The sequence below is a fragment of the Pseudomonas sp. NFR02 genome, from assembly GCF_900119375.1.
Lineage (GTDB): Bacteria > Pseudomonadota > Gammaproteobacteria > Pseudomonadales > Pseudomonadaceae > Aquipseudomonas > Aquipseudomonas paracarnis.
Genome location: NZ_FPJJ01000004.1, coordinates 390859 through 412746 on the forward strand (window position 1 = coordinate 390859; position 21888 = coordinate 412746).

Below are 21888 nucleotides of genomic sequence, written 5' to 3' on the forward strand. Positions count from 1 at the left end.
TGTTGATGTAAAAAGCAAAGGGCTCCTTCGGGAGCCCTTTGTCGTTTCTGCCTGGCAAACGGCACGACCCTTGCTGTGTTTCCCTCTTTCGAGGTGCTATCAAATTAGTGGCACCCGTGGTGGAGGGATTTCCAGTGTCTGCCGTTCTCTCGTTGTTACAAAGCCGTCTGTTGCGGCCGGTGTTCGTTACCCTTGGTATCGCTCTTTTGGTGCAAGTGCTGGTGGCCGTCGCGCTGACGCGGAGCACGGTGACGGCGCTGGAAGCCGATTTGGGCAATCGTCTGGGCATAGATAGCCAGAAGTTGTCTGGCGAACTGGCCCAGGCTGGCAAGGAAGTCACGTCCAGCCTGGACAGCCTCTCCGCCAGCACGCGCCAGCGCCTCACAGCCGGGCTTTCCACGCGCTTGCAGGAAGAGCAAAAGCAGTTGCGTGCGACGCTGGAAAAAGACCTGCAGGACTCCGCCAATGACATGGCGCAACTGCTGGCCTCGGTCGCGCCCCGTGCCATGTGGGACATTGACGTGCCGACCCTTTCTGAGTTTGCCCGCCGGGCCCAGCGCAACCCCAATGTGCTGTTTGTGGTGTATGACGACGCCGCAGGCGAGCACCTGACCCGATACCTGAACCGCGAAAACCCTATCAACCAGGCCCTGCTGGCAAAGGGCGCAGGGGAGCGTGCCCTGGACAAGGTGCTGGACGCGGCCAAGACAGACCCCTCCGTGTATTACGTAGAAGCCTCCATCAGCCCCAACGGCGTGGAAATCGGCAAGGTGCGCATGGGCGTGTCGACCGCGACGGTTGAAGCCGACCTGCAAGCCTTGGATAAGCGCTTTGCCGCGCTGATCGCCAGCGGTGATCAGCTGGTGGGTGACAGCCTCAAGGGAGCCGCTGCTGACAGCGCCAACGCCATGGGCGCCCGGCTGCAATCGGCGCAAGCCACTGCCACGCAAATGACGGCCAACACGGCCGCCGCTGTGCAAGACGCGGCGGGCACCCTGCGCTGGCGTATCGGCATGGGTCTGGCGCTGGTGGGGCTTGGGGTCTTGCTGCTGATCGCTATTGTGCTGGGCCGGCGCGTGGTCAATCGTCTGAAGCTGCTGATTGCCGCGATGGATGACCTGGCGGCCGGCGAAGGCGACCTCACCAAGCGCGTGCAGATCAACAGCAAGGATGAAATCGGTGATATGGCCTCGGCGGTCAATCGCTTTGTGGATAAGTTGCAGCCCATCGTGCGGGAGGCAGGCGACGTGGCCCAGCGTACTGGTGTGGAAATCGGCGCCATGACGTTGCGCAATGCTGGCGCCGATGCGGCGGCGGGCTTGCAGCGTGATGAAGTGGCCGAGAGTTTGCGCGCTTTGTCGCAAATGGCCGATGAGGCCCAGGCCGAAAGCCACGCCATGCAGGCGGCCCTGCAGCAGGTGGTGGATATTCGCCAGGCCACGGATGAAAACTCACGGACCTCGGCCGAAGTTGGCAGCTTGATCGAGGCGTTGGCGGGGCAGGTGCAGGCCGGTTCCCAGGTGATCGAACGGCTGGCGCAGCAAAGCGAACAAATTGAAGTGGTGTTGACCGTGATTCACGGTATCGCCGAGCAAACCAACCTGCTCGCTCTCAACGCGGCCATCGAAGCGGCACGGGCTGGCGAGACTGGGCGCGGCTTTGCGGTGGTGGCCGATGAAGTGCGTGCGCTGGCCAGCAAGACTCAAAGCTCCACTGGCGATATCCAGGCGCATATTGTTGCGTTGCAGCAGGGCGCGCGTGAGGCCGTAGAAACCATCGGCAAGGCGGGGCGCCAGGCCAGTGAGGGCTTGCTGGTGCTGCGCGATAGCGTGCGCTTGCAGCAGACGGTGCAGGCTTCTGTGGAGCAGGTGCATGCGGCGATTGGCCTGGCGACGCGCGCGGCCGAGCATCAAGCCCAGGGCGCGCATGCGGTGCGTGGGCGCGTCGAGGTGATTCATGCCCAGGCCGAGCGTGCGGCGCAAGCGGTGGTGGAGACGACGGCCAGTGGCAAGGTGTTGGATGGGTTGGCGGCGCAGTTGAAGGCGAGTTTGGGGCAGTTCAGGGCGTGAGGTTGTCTGGACTGGCCTCATCGCAGGCAAGCCAGCTCCCACATTCAACTGCATTCCAAAGTTGGAACTCGGTCACTGTGGGGGCTGGCTTGCCTGCGATAGCTGTTTCAGCGACTCAGATACATCCGAGTCGTGAGCAGATACACCGGCAACCCCGACACCACTATCAACAACGCCGCATACGGCGCCGCCGCCGCAAATTCCACATTCGAGGTATGTGCCCAGACGGCCGTCGCCAAGGTATTCAACCCGGTCGGGCTGAGCAGCAACGTCGCCGTCAATTCCTTCATCGCATCCAGGAACACCAAGGCAAACGCCGCCCCCAGCGCCGGAAAGATAATTGGCAGCGTCACCCGGCAAAACGCACTGAAGGACGATGCGCCTAACGTGCGCGCAGCCTCTTCCAACTGTGGCGCCGCCTTGTTCAGTGCTGTACGAATCGGCGCCTGTGCCAACGGCAAAAACAGCAGCGCATAAGCAATCAGCAATAACGCCGAGGTCTGGTACAGCGCGGGCACGTAATGCAGGGCGAAATACACCAGGGTCAGCGCAATCACCAGGCCGGGCAGGGCATGCAGTAGATACGGCAAGCGTTCGGCCCAGATTGCCAACTGTCCTTTGTAGCGCACCACCAGCAGCCCAACCGGCACTGCCAGTACCAGGCACAGTGCGGCGCCGCCCAGGGAGAGCGCCAGGGATGACAGCAGCGCCTCGCTGATCTCGGCCATCGGAAACGCCGCTGACGAACCGACGGCCAACCAATAGCCGAGCATGCCCAGCGGGATGCCGCTGCCGATGATCGCCAATGCCAGGCAATACACCTGGCCCAATGGCGCCCACTTGCCGAGTCGAACCTGCTCGGCGTGCCGCGCCGCGCCCTGGCCGATGCGCACATGCCGGCCTTTGCCGCGTACGCGCAGCTCCAGCCACAGCAGGGTCAGGCACATCACCAGCAGCACTGCCGAGAGCATTGCCGCATTGGCATTGCTGAATTCCAGTTCGAACTGCTGGTAGATCGCGGTGGTGAAGGTCTGCAACCCGATAATCGACAGCGCGCCGAATTCCACCAGCATGTGCAGTGCGATCAATAGTGAGCCGGCCAGCAGCGATGGCCACAGCAGCGGGAGTGTGATGCGAAAGAACACGCCCCAGCGGTTGAGCCCTAGCGTGCGGGCCGATTCTTCCAGGGAGGGGTCTAGATTGCGCAGTGTTGCCGCCACCGGCAAAAATACCAGCGGGTATTTGGACAGGCTCATCACCAGGATCGCGCCACCGAGCCCCTCGAACTGAGCGCTCAGCGACACCCAGGTAAAGCTGCTGACAAACGCCGGCACCGCAAACGGCAGGCACAGGATCACGCCCCAGATGCGCCGTCCTGGCAGGTTGCTGCGTTCCAGTAGCCAGGCCAGGGACAGGCCGATCACGCCGCAGGTCAGGGTCACGCCGACCATCAATGCCAGCGTGTTGCGCAGCAGCCCGAACACATAAGGTCGCCACAGTAGATGCACCGCCTCCGTCCAGCCCGCCTGCCAGGCTTTGAGCCCGACATAGGCGAGCGGCAACAGGCTCAGGCCAACCAGCAATAGCACAGGCAGCAGCAGCCAGATTGACGGGCGTTTGCGACGGGGGGTGAACCCCGTGACGGAAAGCGATGGGTTCATCAGTTCAGGCCAACGTCACGTTCCAGCTCCAGGGCTTCTTCGGCGTTACCCAGGTCTGCGGGGGTGACCTTTGGTGGCTGCAGCTCGCTAAATGGCTTGAGGCCGCGGTTCGATTCCATGCCCTTGCGCAGCGGGTACTCGGCCGACGTGTTGGTGATCACGCGCTGGCCCTCTTCGCTGGCCATGAATGCCAGCAATTGCTGAGCTTCTTTGGGATGCTTGCTGGATTTGAGTGCGGCAGCGGAGGACACGGTGATCAGGCCGCCAGCATCACCATCGGTGAAGTAATGCAGCTGGGAGTCCAGGTTGGTTTTTTCCTTTTTCAGGGCGAACCAGTAGTAGTTGTTTACCAGCACGGTAGCCACTTCGCCGTTTTCCACGGCCTTGAGGGCGACCATATTGTTGCTGTACACCTTGCCGAAGGCGCGCAGGCCGGTCAGCCATTCTTCCGCGGCTTCGCGACCGTGCAGCTTGATGATTGCCACGGCTTGTTCCTGGAACGCGCCGCTGGTAGGCACGAAACCGACCTTGCCTTGCCATTCGGGGCCGGCGAAATCCAGTACCGACTTGGGCAAGTCTTTTTCCGCAATCAATTTGGGGTTGAAGGCTACGACGCGGGTGCGTGCGGTCACGCCCATCCAGTCGCCGTTTTTACCCACGTAATCCTTGGGCAGCACATTGAGGGTGCTGGCATCGATTTTTGCCAACAGGCCTTGCTCGCCGAGTTTGTTCAGGGGCGGTGATTCTTCGGTGTAGATGACGTCGGCAGGGGAGCGCTCACCTTCTTCGACGACTTGGCTGGCCAACTGGTTGCTGCTGCCTTTGCGCACGTTGACGTGGATGCCGGTCTTGGCTTCGAAGGCCTTGGCGAGTTCATCGCCGACTTCTTTGTGTTGGCCGTTGTATAAGGTCAGGGAGACCTTGTCGGCAGAATGGGCGGCGGGCGAGAGCAGGGTCAGGCTGAGTAGGGTGAGGGTCAGGCCGTGCAGAAGGGATGTCTTGAGTCGGTTGTCACGGATCATCATCCGAAGTGTTCCTCGCTTATATGCAACAAATCATTGCAAGGATAAACGATAAATCTTCTCAAGTGCGGATGAGGGGGAAATCACTGGGGAAGTTTTCAAACCCCGGAAACGAAAAAACCCGCTTTCGCGGGTTTGATCTGAATTTGGTGCCCAGGAGAAGACTCGAACTTCCACGACCTTGCGATCACCAGCACCTGAAGCTGGCGTGTCTACCAATTTCACCACCTGGGCATTATCTAACAACGTTGCCGCTGTTGATGGGGCGAACTATACGGCGGGGTTTTTAATCTGTAAACCCCTGATTCGAAAAATATAAATCAATTTTTCCGTTAAAAATCAAAGGCCTGAAACGAAAAAACCCGCTTTCGCGGGTTTGATCTGAATTTGGTGCCCAGGAGAAGACTCGAACTTCCACGACCTTGCGATCACCAGCACCTGAAGCTGGCGTGTCTACCAATTTCACCACCTGGGCAGCATCAACAACGTTGCCGTCGTCGATGGCGCGCACTATACGGAGCGATATTTGAGCTGTAAACCCCTGCCATGAAAAAAGCCTGGAAAATTTCACCGGCGGTCGTGCAAGGTGCGTGGCGGGGGTCGTAAAGGTCTTTTAAACGCTTGTTGATACCTGAAATTTCCCGTTTCAATACGCGTATGCCAAACTAACCCACATATAGACAAGGTGAAAACTCTCTAATGGCCGATTGGCAGTCCCTCGATCCCGAGGCCGCTCGTGAAGCGGAAAAATATGAAAACCCTATTCCTAGCCGCGAACTGATCCTGGCGCACCTCGCCGATCGTGGTTCGCCTGCTAGCCGCGAGCAGTTGGTCGAAGAATTCGGTCTGACCACCGAAGACCAGCTCGAAGCCCTGCGCCGCCGTTTGCGTGCGATGGAGCGCGATGCTCAATTGATCTACACCCGTCGTGGCACTTACGCGCCGGTAGACAAGCTCGACCTGATCCTGGGCCGCATTGCCGGCCACCGCGACGGCTTCGGCTTCCTGATACCGGACGATGGCAGCGACGACCTGTTCATGAGCCCGGCGCAAATGCGTCTGGTGTTCGATGGCGACCGTGCCCTGGCGCGGGTTTCTGGCCTCGACCGCCGTGGTCGTCGTGAAGGCGTGATCGTCGAAGTGGTGTCCCGTGCCCACGAATCTATCGTCGGCCGTTACTTTGAAGAAGGCGGCATCGGCTTCGTGGTGCCGGATAACCCGAAGGTGCAGCAGGAAGTGCTGATCACCCCGGGCCGCAATGGCGCCGCCAAGGTCGGCCAGTTCGTCGAGGTGAAAATCACCCACTGGCCTACTGCGCGCTTCCAGCCCCAGGGCGATATCGTGGAGGTGGTCGGCAACTATATGGCGCCGGGCATGGAAATCGACGTTGCCTTGCGCACCTACGATATTCCTCACGTCTGGCCTGATGCCGTGCTCAAGGAAGCCGCCAAGCTCAAGCCGGAAGTCGAAGAGAAAGACAAAGAAAAACGTATCGACCTGCGCCATCTGCCGTTCGTCACTATTGACGGCGAAGATGCCCGCGACTTCGACGATGCGGTCTACTGCGAAGCCAAGCCTGGCAAGCTGCGCCTGTTCTCCGGCGGTTGGAAGTTGTACGTCGCGATTGCCGACGTCTCCAGTTACGTGAAGATCGGTTCGGCCCTGGATAACGAGGCTCAGGTGCGCGGCAACTCCGTGTACTTCCCAGAGCGCGTGATTCCGATGCTGCCTGAGCAGCTGTCCAACGGCCTGTGCTCCCTGAACCCGAAAGTCGACCGTTTGGCCATGGTGTGCGAGATGACCATCTCCAAAACCGGCGAAATGACCGACTACCAGTTCTATGAAGCGGTGATCCACTCCCAGGCGCGTCTGACCTACAACAAGGTCAGCACCATCCTGGAAACGCCGAAGACCAGCGAAGCCAAGGCCCTGCGTACCGAGTACGCTGGCGTGGTGCCGCACCTCAAGCAGCTTTACTCGCTGTACAAGGTGTTGCTGGGTGCCCGTCATACCCGTGGCGCGATCGATTTCGAAACCCAGGAAACCCGGATTGTCTTCGGCTCCGAGCGCAAGATTGCGGCGATCACCCCGACCACCCGTAACGACGCGCACAAGCTGATCGAGGAGTGCATGCTGGCGGCCAACGTGGCCACTGCCGAGTTCCTCAAGAAGCACGAAATTCCTGCGTTGTACCGTGTGCACGACGGCCCGCCGCCGGAGCGCCTGGAAAAACTTCGCGCCTTCCTCGGCGAGCTCGGCCTGTCCCTGCACAAAGGCAAGGATGGTCCTACGCCGAAGGATTACCAGGCCCTGCTGGCCAGCATCAAGGACCGTCCGGATTACCACGTGATCCAGACCGTGATGCTGCGATCCCTGAGCCAGGCGGTGTACAGCGCCGATAACCAGGGCCACTTCGGCCTGAATTACGAGGCGTACACCCACTTCACTTCGCCGATTCGCCGCTACCCGGACTTGCTCACGCACCGGGCGATCCGCAGCGTGATCCATTCCAAGCAGAACACCCCGCACGTCAAGCGCGCCGGTGCCATGACCATTCCGAAAGCACGGATCTATCCGTACGACGAAGCGGCCCTGGAGCAGCTGGGTGAGCAGTGCTCCATGAGCGAGCGCCGCGCCGACGAAGCCACCCGCGACGTGGTGAACTGGCTCAAGTGCGAGTTCATGAAGGATCGCGTGGGCGAGTCGTTCCCTGGTGTCATCACCGCCGTGACCGGCTTTGGGCTGTTCGTCGAGCTGACCGACATCTACGTCGAGGGCCTGGTGCACGTCACCGCCTTGCCGGGTGATTACTACCACTTCGATCCTGTGCATCACCGCCTGGCGGGCGAGCGCACCGGTCGCAGCTTCCGTCTGGGCGATACCGTTGAAGTGCAGGTCATGCGTGTCGACCTCGACGAGCGCAAGATCGACTTCGGCATGCCTGACAAGCCGGCAGAGCCTGCGGGTCGTAAAAAACGTGGTGAAACCACAGCGCCTGCGTCCAAAGGCAAAGCGACCACTGCAAAAACCACGGCCGAGCCTGCACCTGCCAAGGCCGGTCGTCGTTCTTCCGCCAAGGACAAGGCCCCTGAAGCCTACCGCCCAAGCGACGCTGCGGCGAAAAACGCCGAGCTGCGCAAGAGCCGCGAGTTGAAGCAGCAGTTGCTCAACGAAGCCAAAAGCGGTGGTAAAGCGGCGTCTGGGGGAAAGTCTCACGGGGCGGAAAAACCGTCGAGCAAGCCAAGTAAACACCGTAAAGGCCCGCCAAAAGCGGGTTCGGCTCCCGCAAAAAGCGGCGGGTCGCGCAAACCTAAGGCCAAGTCATGAGTCTGGAAAAAATCTACGGCGTGCACGCCGTAGAAGCACTGCTGCGTCACCATCCCAAGCGCGTCAAGCAGGTGTGGTTGGCCGAAGGTCGCAGCGAGCCGCGCGTACAGGCGCTGGTCGAGTTGGCTACGCAGAATAAGGTTGCCATCGGCCAGGCCGAGCGTCGTGAAATGGACGTGTGGGTCGAAGGCGTTCACCAAGGTGTGGTGGCTGACGTCAGTCCGAGCCAGGTGTGGGGCGAGGCGATGCTCGACGAGCTGCTCGACCGTACCGAAGGTGCGCCGTTGCTCTTGGTGCTGGACGGCGTGACCGACCCGCACAACCTCGGCGCCTGCCTACGTTCGGCGGATGCTGCCGGTGCGCTGGCGGTGATCGTGCCCAAGGACAAGTCCGCGACCCTGACGCCGGTGGTGCGCAAGGTCGCCTGCGGTGCGGCGGAAGTGATTCCGCTGGTGGCCGTGACCAACCTTGCGCGTACCCTGGAGAAGCTCCAGCAGCGCGGCCTGTGGGTCGTGGGCACGGCGGGGGAGGCTGAGGTCAGCATTTATGACCAAGACCTTACCGGCCCTACCATCCTGATCATGGGCGCCGAAGGCAAAGGCATGCGCCGGTTGACCCGTGAGCATTGCGATTACCTGGTGCACCTGCCGATGGCTGGTAGCGTCAGCAGCCTCAATGTGTCGGTTGCGACGGGTGTTTGCCTGTTTGAAGCCCAGCGTCAGCGTGGTGCGAAAGCCAAGGCCAAGCCCAAGAAGTGATCAAAATGTGGGAGCGGGCTTGCCCGCGATGACGGAGTGTCAGTCAGCAGAGATGTTGCCGGTGCCATGGTCATCGCAGGCAAGCCCGCTCCCACATTGGTTCTGTGGTGTTTATTCAGGATTGTTCAAATAATCACCAATTGCCTTGCGCCGCTTCTCCCCCTTCTCTACAATTGCGCCCCTTGCCTTCCTGGCAGGCACCGATGTGCCTCCCCTGCGGCAAGATCCATAAGTGTCATTCACTCCTTGTCTGACCGTTTTTGAGCGGCAGGCTACAACCCGTAAGGAGCATTCATGCGTCATTACGAAATCATCTTTTTGGTCCACCCGGATCAAAGCGAGCAAGTCGGCGGCATGGTTGAGCGTTACACCAAGCTGATCGAAGAAGACGGCGGCAAAATCCACCGTCTGGAAGATTGGGGCCGTCGTCAACTGGCCTACGCAATCAACAATGTTCACAAGGCTCACTACGTGATGCTGAACGTTGAGTGCACTGGCAAGGCCCTGGCCGAGCTGGAAGACAACTTCCGCTACAACGATGCAGTGATCCGTAACCTGGTCATCCGTCGCGAAGAAGCCGTTACCGGCCAATCCGAGATGCTCAAGGCTGAAGAAAACCGCAGTGAGCGCCGTGAGCGTCGCGATCGTCCTGAGCACGAAGGCGCTGAAAGCGCTGAAGGCGAAGAGAACGACAGCGATAACGCTGACGAGTAATCCACGGACCTTATTAAGGAGCCTATCAAATGGCACGTTTCTTCCGTCGTCGTAAATTCTGCCGCTTCACCGCTGAAGACGTGAAAGAGATCGATTACAAAGATCTCAACACTCTGAAAGCCTACGTATCCGAGACCGGCAAAATCGTTCCAAGCCGTATCACCGGTACCAAAGCACGTTATCAGCGTCAGCTGGCCACCGCTATCAAGCGCGCCCGCTTCCTGGCCCTGCTGGCCTACACCGACAGCCACGGCCGCTGAGACCGGGCAGTCGACAAGTAGTAAGGGATTGAATGCATGCGCGCCTTAGCTGAGTTCATCATGCGCGGTCGCGTGCAGGCCACTCTGGTAGTGGCTGGATGTGCGGCATTGCCGTTGCTTTATTGGTTGGGTGCTGCCGCAGGTTGCCTTGTGCTGCTGCGGCGCGGTTTGAAGGACGCCCTTGGCGTTCTTGCCCTGGGTTTGTTGCCGGCCTTGATCTGGTGGCTGCAAATGGGTGATCCACGGGTACTTCTGGTACTGCTGGGGTCATCGAGCCTTGCGTTGGTTTTGCGCGCAAGTGAGTCCTGGGTCCGTACGCTGCTGGTCAGCGTGGCATTGGGGTTGGTGTACTCAGTGATGCTTGGCGCGGCTTTCCGCCCGCAAATCGAGGCGCTGGCGCAGGAGATCGTCAAGATCCTGCCGTTGGCTCTCGGGGATCTCTACCAGCAGTTGTCGGTAGATGAGCGAGCGCGGTTTGCGTCACTGATTGCCCCGGTCCTGACTGGCCTGATTGCGGCTTTGTTGCAGGTCGTCAGCGTGCTGAGCCTGATTCTTGGGCGTTATTGGCAGGCGTTGTTGTACAACCCGGGTGGTTTTGGTCGCGAGTTTCGCAGTATCAGAATCCCAGCGGGGCCGGCGATGTTGCTGCTGGCGTGCATGGTTGTCGGGCCGAACTTCGGCCCACAGATGGCCTTGCTGGCGCCGATTTGCAGCGTACCGCTGGTGTTTGCCGGGCTGGCCCTGATTCATGGGCTGGTTGCGCGAAAGCGCCTGGCCAGGTTCTGGCTGGTGGGGTTGTACGTCACGCTGTTGCTGTTCATGCAGCTGATCTATCCGTTACTCGTGGTCTTGGCCATTGTTGACAGCCTGATTGATTTTCGCGGTCGTCTGGCGTCGAAAGACGCCGATAACGCGAACGGTGAAGGTTAAAAGTTAGAGGATTTTCACATGCAACTGATCCTTCTGGAAAAAGTCGCCAACCTGGGCAACCTGGGCGACAAAGTGAACGTTAAGGCCGGCTACGGTCGTAACTACCTGCTGCCATACGGCAAAGCCACCGCTGCAACCGCTGCCAACCTGGCTGCGTTTGAAGAGCGTCGTGCTGAGCTGGAAAAAGCCGCAGCAGACAAAAAAGCGTCGGCCGAAACTCGCGCTGCCCAACTGGCTGAGCTGGAAGTGACTATCACTGCCACCGCTGGTGACGAAGGCAAGCTGTTCGGTTCGATCGGCACCCACGACATCGCTGATGCACTGACCGCCTCCGGCGTTGAAGTGCAGAAGAGCGAAGTTCGTCTGCCGAACGGCACCATCCGCAACGTAGGCGAATTCGACGTAGCCGTGCACCTGCACGCCGAAGTTGAAGCCACCGTACGCGTTGTCGTGGTAGCAGCTTAAGTCGCACCTAACTGACTGGCACCTCGCGTGCCAGCCGGTTAACATCGGGCACGATCCTGTTTACAGGTCGTGCCTTTTGTTTTTCTACACACCCCAAATTCCAAGTGGCCATGAACGAAATCTCCGCTCCTGAGCAATACGATCTGCAAACCGCTGCCCTGAAGGTGCCGCCGCATTCCATCGAGGCCGAACAGGCCGTGCTCGGTGGCTTGATGCTGGACAACAACGCCTGGGAACGCGTGCTGGATCAAGTCTCGGACGGTGACTTCTATCGTCATGACCACCGCCTGATCTTCCGCGCCATCGCCAAGCTGGCCGACCAGAACTCACCGATCGACGTGGTAACCCTGGCCGAGCAGTTGGACAAGGAAGGCCAGACCTCCCAAGTGGGTGGCCTGGGCTACCTCGGTGAGCTGGCGAAAAACACGCCGTCCGTCGCCAACATCAAGGCCTATGCCCAGATCGTCCGCGAGCGCGCCACCCTGCGCCAGTTGATCGGCATCAGCACTGAAATCGCCGACAGCGCCTTCAACCCCGAAGGCCGCACTGCTGCCGAGATCCTTGACGAAGCCGAGCGGCAGATCTTCCAGATTGCAGAAGCACGGCCCAAGACCGGCGGCCCGGTCAGCGTCAACGACCTGTTGACCAAAGCCATCGACCGCATCGACACCCTGTTCAACACCGACGCGGCTATTACCGGTATTTCCACCGGCTACACCGACCTCGACGAAAAGACCAGCGGCCTGCAGCCGTCCGACTTGATCATCGTCGCCGGCCGTCCGTCGATGGGTAAGACCACCTTTGCGATGAACCTGGTGGAAAACGCCGTTCTGCGCAGCGACAAGGCGGTGCTGGTGTACTCCCTCGAGATGCCAGGTGAATCGCTGATCATGCGTATGCTCTCGTCTCTTGGCCGTATCGACCAGACCAAGGTGCGTTCCGGTCAACTTGAGGATGACGACTGGCCGCGCCTGACCTCGGCGGTCAACCTGCTCAACGACCGCAAGCTGTTTATCGATGACACCGCCGGTATCAGCCCGTCCGAAATGCGCGCGCGTACCCGGCGCCTGGTGCGTGAGCATGGCGACATCGCCCTGATCATGATCGACTACCTGCAGTTGATGCAGATCCCGGGTTCCAGCGGCGACAACCGTACCAACGAGATTTCTGAAATCTCTCGTTCCTTGAAGGCGCTGGCCAAGGAATTCAACTGCCCGGTGGTGGCGTTGTCCCAGCTCAACCGTTCCCTGGAACAACGTCCCAACAAGCGTCCGGTGAACTCCGACTTGCGGGAATCCGGAGCGATCGAGCAGGACGCCGACGTGATCATGTTCGTGTACCGCGACGAGGTGTACCACCCCGAGACGGAACACAAGGGCATTGCCGAAATCATCATCGGCAAACAGCGGAACGGCCCGATCGGGTTTATCCGGTTGGCGTTCATCGGCAAGTACACGCGTTTCGAGAACCTGGCGCCGGGTAGCTACAACTTCGACGACGACGAGTAATTTGTGGGAGCGGGCTTGCTCGCGAAGGCGGTGGATCGGCCAGCAGGTGTATTGACTGACACACCGCCTTCGCGAGCAAGCCCGCTCCCACATTTGAATGGGTTCACAATTCAGGGTCACCACAATTCCGACTACTACCGTCGGAATTGGTCAAAATTTGTGCTATATTCCGCGCCCGCGATTTTTCATCTTCACACCGGTCACCGTCATGCAAACAGCCAAGCCGTTATTTGACTATCCCAAGTACTGGGCCGAATGTTTCGGTCCTGCGCCATTCCTGCCGATGAGCAGGGAGGAGATGGATCAGCTTGGCTGGGATTCGTGCGACATCATCATCGTCACAGGTGATGCCTATGTTGACCACCCATCGTTCGGCATGGCGATCATCGGCCGGCTGCTGGAGTCCCAGGGCTTTCGCGTCGGGATCATTGCGCAGCCGAACTGGCAGTCCAAAGACGACTTCATGAAGCTCGGCGAGCCGAACCTGTTCTTCGGCGTCGCGGCCGGCAACATGGACTCGATGATCAACCGCTACACCGCCGACAAGAAAATCCGCTCTGACGACGCCTACACCCCCGGCGGCATGGCTGGCAAACGCCCCGACCGTGCAAGCCTGGTGTACAGCCAGCGTTGCAAGGAAGCCTACAAGAACGTGCCGATCGTACTCGGCGGCATCGAAGCTTCCCTGCGCCGCATCGCCCACTACGACTACTGGCAAGACCGCGTGCGCAACTCGATCCTGATCGACGCCACCGCCGATATCCTGCTGTACGGCAACGCCGAGCGGGCCATCGTCGAAGTTGCCCAGCGCTTGTCGTGGGGCCACAAGATCGAAGACATCACCGATGTGCGCGGTACTGCGTTCATTCGCCGTGACACGCCGGCGGGCTGGTACGAAGTGGACTCCACGCGCATCGACCGTCCGGGCAAGATCGACAAGATCATCAACCCGTATGTGAATACCCAGGACACCCAGGCCTGCGCCATCGAGCAGGAAAAAGGTCCAGTCGACGATCCGGAAGAAGCCAAGGTTGTGCAGATCCTCGCCAGCCCGCGTATGACCCGTGACAAGACCGTGATCCGCCTGCCATCGGTGGAAAAGGTCCGCGGCGACGCGGTGCTCTATGCCCACGCCAACCGCGTGTTGCACCTGGAAACCAACCCAGGCAACGCCCGTGCCTTGGTGCAGAAACACGGAGAAGTGGACGTGTGGTTCAACCCGCCGCCCATTCCCATGACTACCGAAGAAATGGACTACGTGTTCGGTATGCCTTACGCCCGCGTGCCGCACCCGGCATACGGCAAGGAAAAGATTCCGGCCTACGACATGATCCGTTTCTCGGTGAACATCATGCGTGGCTGCTTCGGCGGCTGCACCTTCTGCTCGATCACCGAGCACGAAGGCCGCATCATCCAGAACCGTTCCGAAGAGTCGATCATTCGCGAAATCGAAGAGATCCGCGACAAAGTGCCGGGCTTCACCGGCGTGATCTCCGACCTCGGCGGCCCGACGGCGAACATGTACCGCATCGCCTGCAAAAGCCCGGAAATCGAATCCGCGTGCCGCAAGCCATCGTGCGTGTTCCCTGGCATCTGCCCGAACCTGAACACCGACCACTCGTCGTTGATCCAGCTGTACCGCAGTGCCCGTGCGTTGCCGGGTGTGAAGAAGATCCTGATCGCTTCCGGCCTGCGCTACGACCTGGCCGTCGAGTCGCCGGAATACGTCAAAGAGCTGGTCACCCACCACGTCGGTGGCTACCTCAAGATCGCCCCGGAACATACCGAGGAAGGTCCGCTCAACCAGATGATGAAGCCGGGCATTGGCAGCTATGACAAGTTCAAGCGCATGTTCGAGAAGTACACCAAGGAAGCGGGCAAGGAGCAGTACCTGATCCCGTACTTCATCGCCGCCCACCCCGGCACCACCGATGAAGACATGATGAACCTGGCCCTGTGGCTCAAGGGCAATGGCTTCCGTGCCGACCAGGTGCAGGCGTTCTACCCGTCGCCGATGGCCACCGCCACCGCGATGTACCACTCGGGCAAAAACCCGCTGCGCAAGGTCACCTACAAGAGCGACGCGGTGACCATCGTCAAGAGCGAGGAGCAGCGCCGCCTGCACAAGGCGTTCCTGCGTTACCACGACCCGAAGGGCTGGCCAATGCTGCGTGAAGCATTGACCCGCATGGGCCGTGCCGACCTGATCGGGTCGGGCAAGGACCAACTGATCCCGCTGCACCAGCCGTCCACCGACAGCTACCAGAGCGCCCGGCGCAAGAACTCGACGCCGGCCGGCAGCCATAAGGTCGCCAAGGAAACCACCACCAGGATCCTCACCCAGCACACCGGCCTGCCACCCCGTGGCAGCGACGGCAGCAACCCGTGGGACAAGCGCGAGCAAGCCAAGGCTGCGGCCCAGGCGCGCAATAAGCAGGCGGCCAAAGAGCGCAGCGATGCGGCCAAGGGCAAGGGCGGCAAGCCTACGCGCAAGCCGGTTGTGCCGCGTTGATCGACGCCTGAAAAGCAAAACGCCAGCCTCGTGCTGGCGTTTTGCTTTCTGGTCGGTGGTGAGTCTGTTTGGTAAGGTGGCGCCCATTAGATTGCTATCGCAGGCAAGCCAGCTCCCACACTTGGAATGCATTCCCCTGTGGGAGCTGGCTTGCCTGCGATGAGGCCGGTCTGGGCACTCTCAATTTCAAGGAAGAACACTATGGGCAACCCCTTGCTCAACATCGGCATGGACTCCAACCGCTCCCAATTCATGGCGCGCCAACGCATTGAGAGCCAGATCAACCTGCCGCGGCTGTTCGCCGTCATTGACGCCGACCCCAGCATCGTCGGCGCTGGCGTGGTGTACATCGACGCCGACTTCAACGTGATCACCCTGCGCGAATTCAAGCCCATCTGCAGCATCAAACCCAAGCGCGTCATTTTGCGCGAGGCGCAGAAGTACATCTCGCCGGCGCAGTTCGTCGAGCAGGTGAAGACCGACCCCCGTGAAGGGCGACTCCAGAAGGAGGCCTTTGATATGGGGCTTTCCTGTGGGGCGGCGGTGATCGGTTGGATCGTGGTGTTCAGTGGCAGCGTCGCCGTACCCTTCACCGCCGGCGCCAGTGCTTTTGTGGTGGGTATTGGTGTCACAGCGGCGCTGGCCAGCAGTGCTCAGTGCGGGTTTGGCGTGGCCCGTACCTATAACGAGATCCTTGACCCGCAAGCCAACGACCGCATGGACGACGCCCAGTGGTATGGCGCGGTGTCACCGATTCTCGATGCCGCGTCGTTGGTCGGGATCGGAACGGGAGCCTTCACCACATTAAGGCTACTCAAGGCCAAAAAAGCCGCTGCGTTGGGCAAGAGCTGGTATGAATTGCTCAAGGGCTTGAATCGCCAGGAGCGCAAGAAGTTGACCCAGGAATTGCTCAGTCTCAAAGACCCAAGCCTGACCCCCAAGTTGCTCAAGTTGCAGCAGCGCGCCGGCACGTTGCCCAAGCGCTACAGCTCCACGGAAATTCGTCATGCCACGCTCACCCAGCTCAAGGACGCCTTGGGCGGCATGTTGGGTATATGGGGCAGCTATCGAACCGGTCACGTTGGCTCGGCATCGACGCTTGCCATTGGCCTGTATGAGGAACTGACGGAATGAAGGGGTTTCCCGATAGGCGCAGTTTCCTTGCGCGTTATTTTCCGGTGTTCATGGGCACCATCTTCATGGCGATTTTCTCTGGTTCGGTGGCTGTCTCCACGGCGGGCGTGACCTATTTGCGCGGTGTTGAGCCGGCGCTCAAGGCCAACTACTCCGGGGCTGCAATCCTGGTGCTGGTGGCAGTGTTGGTGTTTGGCAATGTGATGATTGCACGCGGGTATCCCTGGGCGACCCGGCTGGTGGCGGGCTACCTGGTGTGTTGCCTGCTGTTCGTGTTGCCGATGATTCAATACGGCCTCAATACCCTGGTGTACGGCTCGGCGGTGCTGTTTCCGCTGCTGGGCTTGCTGCTGCTCAACAGTAAGCGCCATCGTGAAATGCGCCAGCGGTTACTCGAAATACGTCACCTGCGTCGGGCGGTGATTGCGCAACGCAAGGCCCGTTGATTAGGTAGGTTTATTGGCGGTAGGTGGCCTGTTTGTTAGGGTGGCGCCCATCAGATTGCTATCGCAGGCAAGCCAGCTCCCACAGGGGAATGCATTTCAAGTGTGGGAGCTGGCTTGCCTGCGATGAGGCCGGTCTGGGCACTTTCAATGTCAAGGAAGAACACTTATGGGCAACTCCTTGTTCAACATCGGCATGGATTCCAACCGCTCTCAATTTATGGCGCGCCAGCGCATCGAGAGCCTGATCAATCTGCCACGGCTGTTTGCGGCCATCGATGCTGACCCCGGCGTTGTCGGTGCAGGAGTTGTGTATATCGATGCCGATTTCAACGTTGTCACTCTGCGCGAATTTCAGCCCATCTGCAGCATCGCGCCCAAGCGTTTGATCCTGCGCGAGGCGCAGAAATACATCGCGCCAACGCAATTCGCTCAGCAGGTGCAAGACAATCCGCGTGAGTTCCGCTTGGTGGGCGAAGCGGTCAATACCACGCTATCGTGTGCCGGCGCGGTCATCGGTTGGATTGTGGTGCTCAGTGGTTCCGTCGCAGTTCCGTTTTCGGCGGGGGCCAGTTCGGTGGTCGTGGCGCTCGGCTATACGGCCGCGGCAGCCAGTTCTGTGCAGTGCTTTGCCAGCGGCTATCGCACCGTCAATGAGGTCCGCAACCCCGCGCGCAATGATCAGCTCGACAGTGAGGAGTGGTACCAATACACCATGATTGCCCTGGATGCGGCGTCGTTGGTTGGGGTGGGTTCATCGGCATTGGCAACGGTCAAGCTGGTGCGGCTGAATAAGGCCTCTACCGGGAAAAGTGTGAGAGAGGTGCTCAGGGGCCTGAATCGACAGGAGCGCGCCAAGTTGACCAAAGAGCTGCTGAGCATCAACGACCCACGCTTGACGTCCAAGATGATCAAGTTAAAGCAGTTGTCGGGCGAGTTGCCTAAGCGGTTCACGCCCACCGAGGTCAAGCATGCAACGGTCACGCAGATCAAGGACGCGTTGGGTGCAGCCATCGGTTTTACCGGTAGTGCGGTGTCAGGGAACGTGCGCACAATTGCCATAGGGCTGTATGAGGAGGCCGAGCAATGAACGAGCTGCCTAGCATTCGCAGTTTTCTGTCGACGTATTTCCCCGTCTTTGTGGGGGCGATATTTGTCTGCATTTTCACCCTCGTGTTTGCGGTTCCGGTGTTCTTCGATAGCTATATGCCAAGCCTGTCCATGGCAGATAACGCCAAGTACTCCTTCCTGGTGGGTATCGCACTCACGCTAGTCATTGTGCACTGCAATTTCATGATTGCACGCGGGCGTCCCCAATGGATGTGGCCGCTAGTGTTGCTGTTGGGGGGATGCTTTCTGGGTGTATTGCCAACACTCAATGATCAGCCGAACGGGGTGGTATATGCCTTGAGCCTGGTGTTTCCATTACTTGGGCTGTTGCTGTTCAACAGCAAACGTCACCGTGAAATGCGCCAGAAACTGGTCGAAGTTCGCTGCCTGCGCCAGGCCATGATTGCCCAACACAAACACCATTGATTGGGTAGATTCACCACCTGCACTCAGCCCGGCGCTACAAATGTGTGCAGCGCCTGCACCATAGCCGCAACGTTGGCGCTGTTTTGGTGCTGTACTGCACCGGGCCTGACGTTTTAGTGCAATGACTACTGCTGTGGCATAAGTCTTGCGCGCGTTGTGCTTATGCCCTGGCTCGCAGGAGGCCGCCGTGTCGATTCATGTCGCGTTGCACCACGTTACGCATTACCGCTACGACCGTGCAGTTGAACTCGGCCCGCAGATCGTGCGGCTACGCCCGGCGGCCCATAGCCGTACGCGGATACTGTCCTACGCGTTGAAGGTGTTGCCCGAGCAGCATTTCATCAACTGGCAGCAAGACCCCCAGGGCAATTACCTGGCGCGCCTGGTGTTCCCGGAAAAGACTGACGAGTTGCGCATTGAAGTCGACCTGGTCGCCGAGATGGCGGTGTTCAATCCGTTCGATTTTTTCCTGGAGCCCTACGCCGAAAATATCCCGTTCAGCTACGCCGCCGATGAGCAGCGCGAGCTGGCGCCGTATCTGGAAACCTTGCCGCTGACGCCAAGGTTGGCTGCGTACCTGGCCGGTATCGACCGCACGCCGCTGCCTGCTGTGGATTTCCTGGTCGGCCTCAACCAGCGCCTGGCCGCCGATATCGGTTACCTGATTCGCATGGAACCGGGCGTGCAAACTCCGGAATTTACCCTGGAAAACGCATCCGGCTCCTGCCGCGACTCGGCCTGGTTGTTGGTGCAATTGCTGCGCAACCTTGGGTTGGCGGCGCGATTTGTCTCTGGCTATCTGATTCAGCTCACCGCCGACGTCAAAGCCCTCGACGGCCCGTCCGGTACCGAGGTGGACTTCACCGACCTGCACGCCTGGTGCGAAGTGTATTTGCCCGGCGCTGGCTGGATTGGCCTGGATGCCACGTCCGGGTTGTTCGCCGGTGAAGGGCATATCCCCTTGGCCTGTAGCCCCGATCCATCGTCCGCCGCGCCCATCAGCGGGTTGGTGGAGCCGTGCGAATGCGAGTTCACCCATGAGATGTCGGTGGAGCGCATCTGGGAAGCGCCACGGGTGACCAAGCCCTACACCGAAGAACAATGGTTGGCGATCCAGGCCCTGGGCCGGCAGATCGACGGCGACCTGCTCAAGGACGACGTACGCCTGACCATGGGCGGCGAGCCGACCTTCGTCTCTATCGACGACCCAGACGGCGCCGAATGGAACACCGCAGCCCTGGGCCCGGACAAGCGACGCCTGTCGGCCGAGCTGTTCCAGCGCCTGCGCCAGCACTATGCGCCTAAGGGCCTGGTGCATTTCGGCCAAGGCAAGTGGTACCCCGGGGAGCAATTACCACGTTGGTCGCTCAACTGTTATTGGCGCCGCGATGGCGTGCCGATCTGGCACAACAGCGCGCTGATCGCCGATGAGCAAGAGGACTACGGTGCCGACGGGGTGATGGCCGGGCGTTTCCTGGCCAGCGTCGCCGAACGCCTAAAACTGCCGGCGCGCTTTGTGTTCCCGGCGTTCGAGGACAATTTCTACTACCTGTGGCGCGAAGGGGCGCTGCCCCAGAACGTCACCGCTCAGGACCCGCGTCTGAGCGACGACCTGGAGCGTGAACGCCTGCGTAAAGTCTTCAGCCAGGGCCTGGATAAAGTCATCGGCCAGGTGCTGCCGCTGGCACGCACGGCGGCCAATGACCGCTGGCAGAGTGGGCGTTGGTACCTGCGCGACAACCATTGCCGCCTGGTGCCGGGGGATTCGCCGCTGGGCTATCGTCTGCCGCTCGCTTCGCAGCCCTGGGTGACGGCGGCGGAGTATCCGTTTGTGCATCCGACCGACCCTAACCAGGATCAGCCGGAGCTGCCGACCAGCGCCCAGTTGCAAAACCATGGCGAGCCCGCGCCGGGTGATGAGCGTGTGCCCAAGGTCGACGAGTCCGCCGACTGGCTGACCCGTACCGCGCTGTGCGCCGAAGCACGAGAAGGCCGCCTGTACCTGTTTATGCCGCCGCTGGAGCGCATCGAGGATTACCTGGAGCTGGTGACTGCCATTGAGGCCACCGCCGAAGAGCTGCATTGCCCGGTACTGCTGGAGGGCTACGAGCCGCCAGCGGATACGCGCCTGAGCAATTTCCGGGTCACGCCAGATCCCGGTGTCATCGAGGTCAACGTACAGCCATCCGCCACCTGGGACGAGTTGGTGGAACGCACCGAATTCCTCTACGAAGAGGCCCGGCAAACCCGCCTGACCACCGAGAAGTTCATGATCGACGGGCGCCATACCGGCACCGGTGGCGGTAACCACTTCGTACTCGGCGGTGCGACGCCCAAGGATTCGCCCTTCCTGCGCCGACCGGACCTGCTGCGCAGCCTGATCAGCTACTGGCATAACCACCCGTCGTTGTCCTATTTGTTCTCCGGCCTGTTTATCGGCCCCACCTCCCAGGCACCCCGGGTGGATGAGGCGCGCAACGATGCGCTGTATGAACTGGAAATCGCCTTCGCGCAGATGCCGGCACCGGGCGAGGACTGCCCGCCATGGTTGGTGGATCGCCTGTTGCGCAACCTGCTGATCGACGTGACGGGTAATACCCATCGCGCCGAATTCTGTATCGACAAACTTTACTCACCCGACGGCGCCACTGGCCGCCTGGGGCTGCTGGAATTGCGCGCCTTTGAAATGCCCCCCCATGCGCGCATGAGCCTGACCCAGCAGTTGTTGCTGCGAGCGCTGGTCGCGCGGTTCTGGCGCGAGCCCTATGCGCCGCCGAAGCTGGCGCGCTGGGGCACTGAACTGCATGACCGTTTCCTGTTGCCGCACTTTATCGAGCAGGACTTTGCCGACGTGATCGTCGAGCTGAACGCGGCTGGTTACCCGCTGCGAGCCGAATGGTTCGCGGCGCATCTGGAGTTCCGTTTCCCCAAGGTGGGCGACTACGCCGTCAGCGGTATCGAACTGGAACTGCGCCAGGCCTTGGAGCCTTGGCATGTGCTGGGCGAGGAGGGCGCGGTGGGGGGCACGGTGCGCTATGTGGATTCGTCCCTGGAGCGCCTGCAAGTGAAGTTGAGCGGGTTGCCACCGCAACGCTACCTGCTGACCTGCAATGGCGTGCCGGTGCCGCTGCAACCGACCGGCCGCGTCGGTGAGTTCGTGGCGGGGGTGCGTTATCGCGCCTGGCAACCGGCCAACTGCCTGCAACCGACCATCCCCGTGCATGCGCCGCTGGTATTTGACCTGCTCGACACCTGGATGCAGCGTTCGTTGGGCGGCTGCCAATACCATGTAGCGCACCCGGGCGGGCGCAATTACGACAGCCTGCCGGTGAATGCCAATGAGGCGGAGAGCCGGCGCATGGCGCGGTTTTTCCGCTTGGGGCATAGCCCGGGCAAGCTTGTGGTGCCGACTGTAACGGTAAACGATGAGTTGCCAATGACCCTGGATTTGCGGCGTTTCACAAAAAATAAGGAATGAACATGATCCAAGTGTGGGAGCTGGCTTGCCTGCGATAGCGGTGGTTCAGTCGATAGTTCTGGTGACTGACA

At 60.4% G+C, this 21888-nt stretch carries 16 protein-coding genes and 2 tRNA genes; 14 read left to right on the forward strand and 4 right to left on the reverse strand.

Going from position 1 to position 21888, the window contains the following annotated elements:
- The first annotated feature begins 134 nt into the window (after nucleotides 1–134).
- Nucleotides 135–2069 (forward strand): methyl-accepting chemotaxis protein, encoded by a 1935-nt coding sequence (locus BT199_RS15195; RefSeq protein WP_072434869.1) that lies wholly within the window; start codon nucleotides 135–137, stop codon nucleotides 2067–2069.
- A 107-nt stretch (nucleotides 2070–2176) separates the two neighbouring features.
- Here the strand turns inward: BT199_RS15195 and BT199_RS15200 are convergent, their stop codons facing one another.
- From BT199_RS15200 to BT199_RS15215, 4 genes are all read right to left on the reverse strand, one after another.
- Nucleotides 2177–3730 (reverse strand): ABC transporter permease, encoded by a 1554-nt coding sequence (locus BT199_RS15200; protein WP_019818303.1) that lies wholly within the window; start codon nucleotides 3728–3730, stop codon nucleotides 2177–2179.
- Nucleotides 3730–4755: an extracellular solute-binding protein gene (locus BT199_RS15205; protein ID WP_072434871.1), complete on the reverse strand. Its 1026-nt coding sequence runs from the start codon at nucleotides 4753–4755 to the stop codon at nucleotides 3730–3732. The genes BT199_RS15200 and BT199_RS15205 overlap by 1 nt, the downstream gene beginning before the upstream one ends.
- A gap of 144 nt (nucleotides 4756–4899) precedes the next feature.
- Nucleotides 4900–4986 (reverse strand) — tRNA-Leu (locus BT199_RS15210).
- 154 nt (nucleotides 4987–5140) lie between these two features.
- Nucleotides 5141–5227, reverse strand: a tRNA-Leu gene (locus BT199_RS15215).
- 224 nt (nucleotides 5228–5451) lie between these two features.
- On the opposite strand from BT199_RS15215, the gene rnr reads away from it, so the two are divergent.
- From rnr to BT199_RS15280, 13 genes are all read left to right on the forward strand, one after another.
- Entirely contained in the window at nucleotides 5452–8079 is a 2628-nt protein-coding gene (gene rnr, locus BT199_RS15220) for a ribonuclease R (RefSeq protein ID WP_014716673.1), read from the forward strand.
- Complete coding sequence (gene rlmB, locus BT199_RS15225) at nucleotides 8076–8837, forward strand: 23S rRNA (guanosine(2251)-2'-O)-methyltransferase RlmB (protein WP_003188074.1); 762 nt, start codon at nucleotides 8076–8078, stop codon at nucleotides 8835–8837. Before rnr ends, rlmB begins: the two co-directional genes overlap by 4 nt.
- A gap of 294 nt (nucleotides 8838–9131) precedes the next feature.
- Complete coding sequence (rpsF, locus tag BT199_RS15230) at nucleotides 9132–9551, forward strand: 30S ribosomal protein S6 (protein WP_003188075.1); 420 nt, start codon at nucleotides 9132–9134, stop codon at nucleotides 9549–9551.
- A gap of 29 nt (nucleotides 9552–9580) precedes the next feature.
- Nucleotides 9581–9811 (forward strand): 30S ribosomal protein S18, encoded by a 231-nt coding sequence (gene rpsR, locus BT199_RS15235; RefSeq protein WP_002551829.1) that lies wholly within the window; start codon nucleotides 9581–9583, stop codon nucleotides 9809–9811.
- 36 nt (nucleotides 9812–9847) lie between these two features.
- Entirely contained in the window at nucleotides 9848–10741 is an 894-nt protein-coding gene (locus BT199_RS15240) for a YybS family protein (RefSeq protein WP_019818302.1), read from the forward strand.
- A gap of 18 nt (nucleotides 10742–10759) precedes the next feature.
- Nucleotides 10760–11206, forward strand: coding sequence for a 50S ribosomal protein L9 (gene rplI, locus BT199_RS15245; RefSeq protein WP_003171376.1), 447 nt, complete (start codon nucleotides 10760–10762; stop codon nucleotides 11204–11206).
- Nucleotides 11207–11316: 110 nt separating this feature from the next.
- Nucleotides 11317–12714: a replicative DNA helicase gene (gene dnaB / locus BT199_RS15250; RefSeq protein ID WP_003188079.1), complete on the forward strand. Its 1398-nt coding sequence runs from the start codon at nucleotides 11317–11319 to the stop codon at nucleotides 12712–12714.
- 208 nt (nucleotides 12715–12922) lie between these two features.
- Nucleotides 12923–15226 (forward strand): YgiQ family radical SAM protein, encoded by a 2304-nt coding sequence (locus tag BT199_RS15255; protein ID WP_034125867.1) that lies wholly within the window; start codon nucleotides 12923–12925, stop codon nucleotides 15224–15226.
- 201 nt (nucleotides 15227–15427) lie between these two features.
- The gene (locus tag BT199_RS15260; RefSeq protein ID WP_019818300.1) at nucleotides 15428–16360 is read left to right on the forward strand and encodes an Ssp4 family T6SS effector; all 933 of its coding nucleotides are present in this window, start codon (nucleotides 15428–15430) and stop codon (nucleotides 16358–16360) included.
- A complete protein-coding gene (locus BT199_RS15265) occupies nucleotides 16357–16806 on the forward strand; it encodes a hypothetical protein (RefSeq protein WP_014716677.1) in 450 nt (149 codons plus the stop codon). The genes BT199_RS15260 and BT199_RS15265 overlap by 4 nt, the downstream gene beginning before the upstream one ends.
- Before the next feature lie 166 nt (nucleotides 16807–16972).
- Nucleotides 16973–17893, forward strand: a complete 921-nt coding sequence (locus tag BT199_RS15270) for an Ssp4 family T6SS effector (protein ID WP_072434873.1) — start codon at nucleotides 16973–16975, stop codon at nucleotides 17891–17893.
- The gene (locus tag BT199_RS15275) at nucleotides 17890–18339 is read left to right on the forward strand and encodes a hypothetical protein (RefSeq protein WP_034134761.1); all 450 of its coding nucleotides are present in this window, start codon (nucleotides 17890–17892) and stop codon (nucleotides 18337–18339) included. Before BT199_RS15270 ends, BT199_RS15275 begins: the two co-directional genes overlap by 4 nt.
- A gap of 187 nt (nucleotides 18340–18526) precedes the next feature.
- Nucleotides 18527–21817 (forward strand): transglutaminase family protein, encoded by a 3291-nt coding sequence (locus BT199_RS15280; RefSeq protein ID WP_072434875.1) that lies wholly within the window; start codon nucleotides 18527–18529, stop codon nucleotides 21815–21817.
- Nucleotides 21818–21888 lie beyond the last annotated feature (71 nt).

Bases quoted from the DNA above. Each gene is read 5' to 3' on its own strand.
- BT199_RS15270 (WP_072434873.1), top strand. From the start codon at position 16,973: ATGGGCAACTCCTTGTTCAACATCGGCATGGATTCCAACCGCTCTCAA.
- BT199_RS15260 (WP_019818300.1), top strand. From the start codon at position 15,428: ATGGGCAACCCCTTGCTCAACATCGGCATGGACTCCAACCGCTCCCAA.
- BT199_RS15240 (WP_019818302.1), top strand. From the start codon at position 9,848: ATGCGCGCCTTAGCTGAGTTCATCATGCGCGGTCGCGTGCAGGCCACT.
- rlmB (WP_003188074.1), top strand. From the start codon at position 8,076: ATGAGTCTGGAAAAAATCTACGGCGTGCACGCCGTAGAAGCACTGCTG.
- BT199_RS15205 (WP_072434871.1), bottom strand. From the start codon at position 4,755: ATGATGATCCGTGACAACCGACTCAAGACATCCCTTCTGCACGGCCTG.
- rpsR (WP_002551829.1), top strand. From the start codon at position 9,581: ATGGCACGTTTCTTCCGTCGTCGTAAATTCTGCCGCTTCACCGCTGAA.
- BT199_RS15200 (WP_019818303.1), bottom strand. From the start codon at position 3,730: ATGAACCCATCGCTTTCCGTCACGGGGTTCACCCCCCGTCGCAAACGC.
- rnr (WP_014716673.1), top strand. From the start codon at position 5,452: ATGGCCGATTGGCAGTCCCTCGATCCCGAGGCCGCTCGTGAAGCGGAA.
- dnaB (WP_003188079.1), top strand. From the start codon at position 11,317: ATGAACGAAATCTCCGCTCCTGAGCAATACGATCTGCAAACCGCTGCC.
- BT199_RS15265 (WP_014716677.1), top strand. From the start codon at position 16,357: ATGAAGGGGTTTCCCGATAGGCGCAGTTTCCTTGCGCGTTATTTTCCG.
- rpsF (WP_003188075.1), top strand. From the start codon at position 9,132: ATGCGTCATTACGAAATCATCTTTTTGGTCCACCCGGATCAAAGCGAG.
- rplI (WP_003171376.1), top strand. From the start codon at position 10,760: ATGCAACTGATCCTTCTGGAAAAAGTCGCCAACCTGGGCAACCTGGGC.
- BT199_RS15275 (WP_034134761.1), top strand. From the start codon at position 17,890: ATGAACGAGCTGCCTAGCATTCGCAGTTTTCTGTCGACGTATTTCCCC.
- BT199_RS15255 (WP_034125867.1), top strand. From the start codon at position 12,923: ATGCAAACAGCCAAGCCGTTATTTGACTATCCCAAGTACTGGGCCGAA.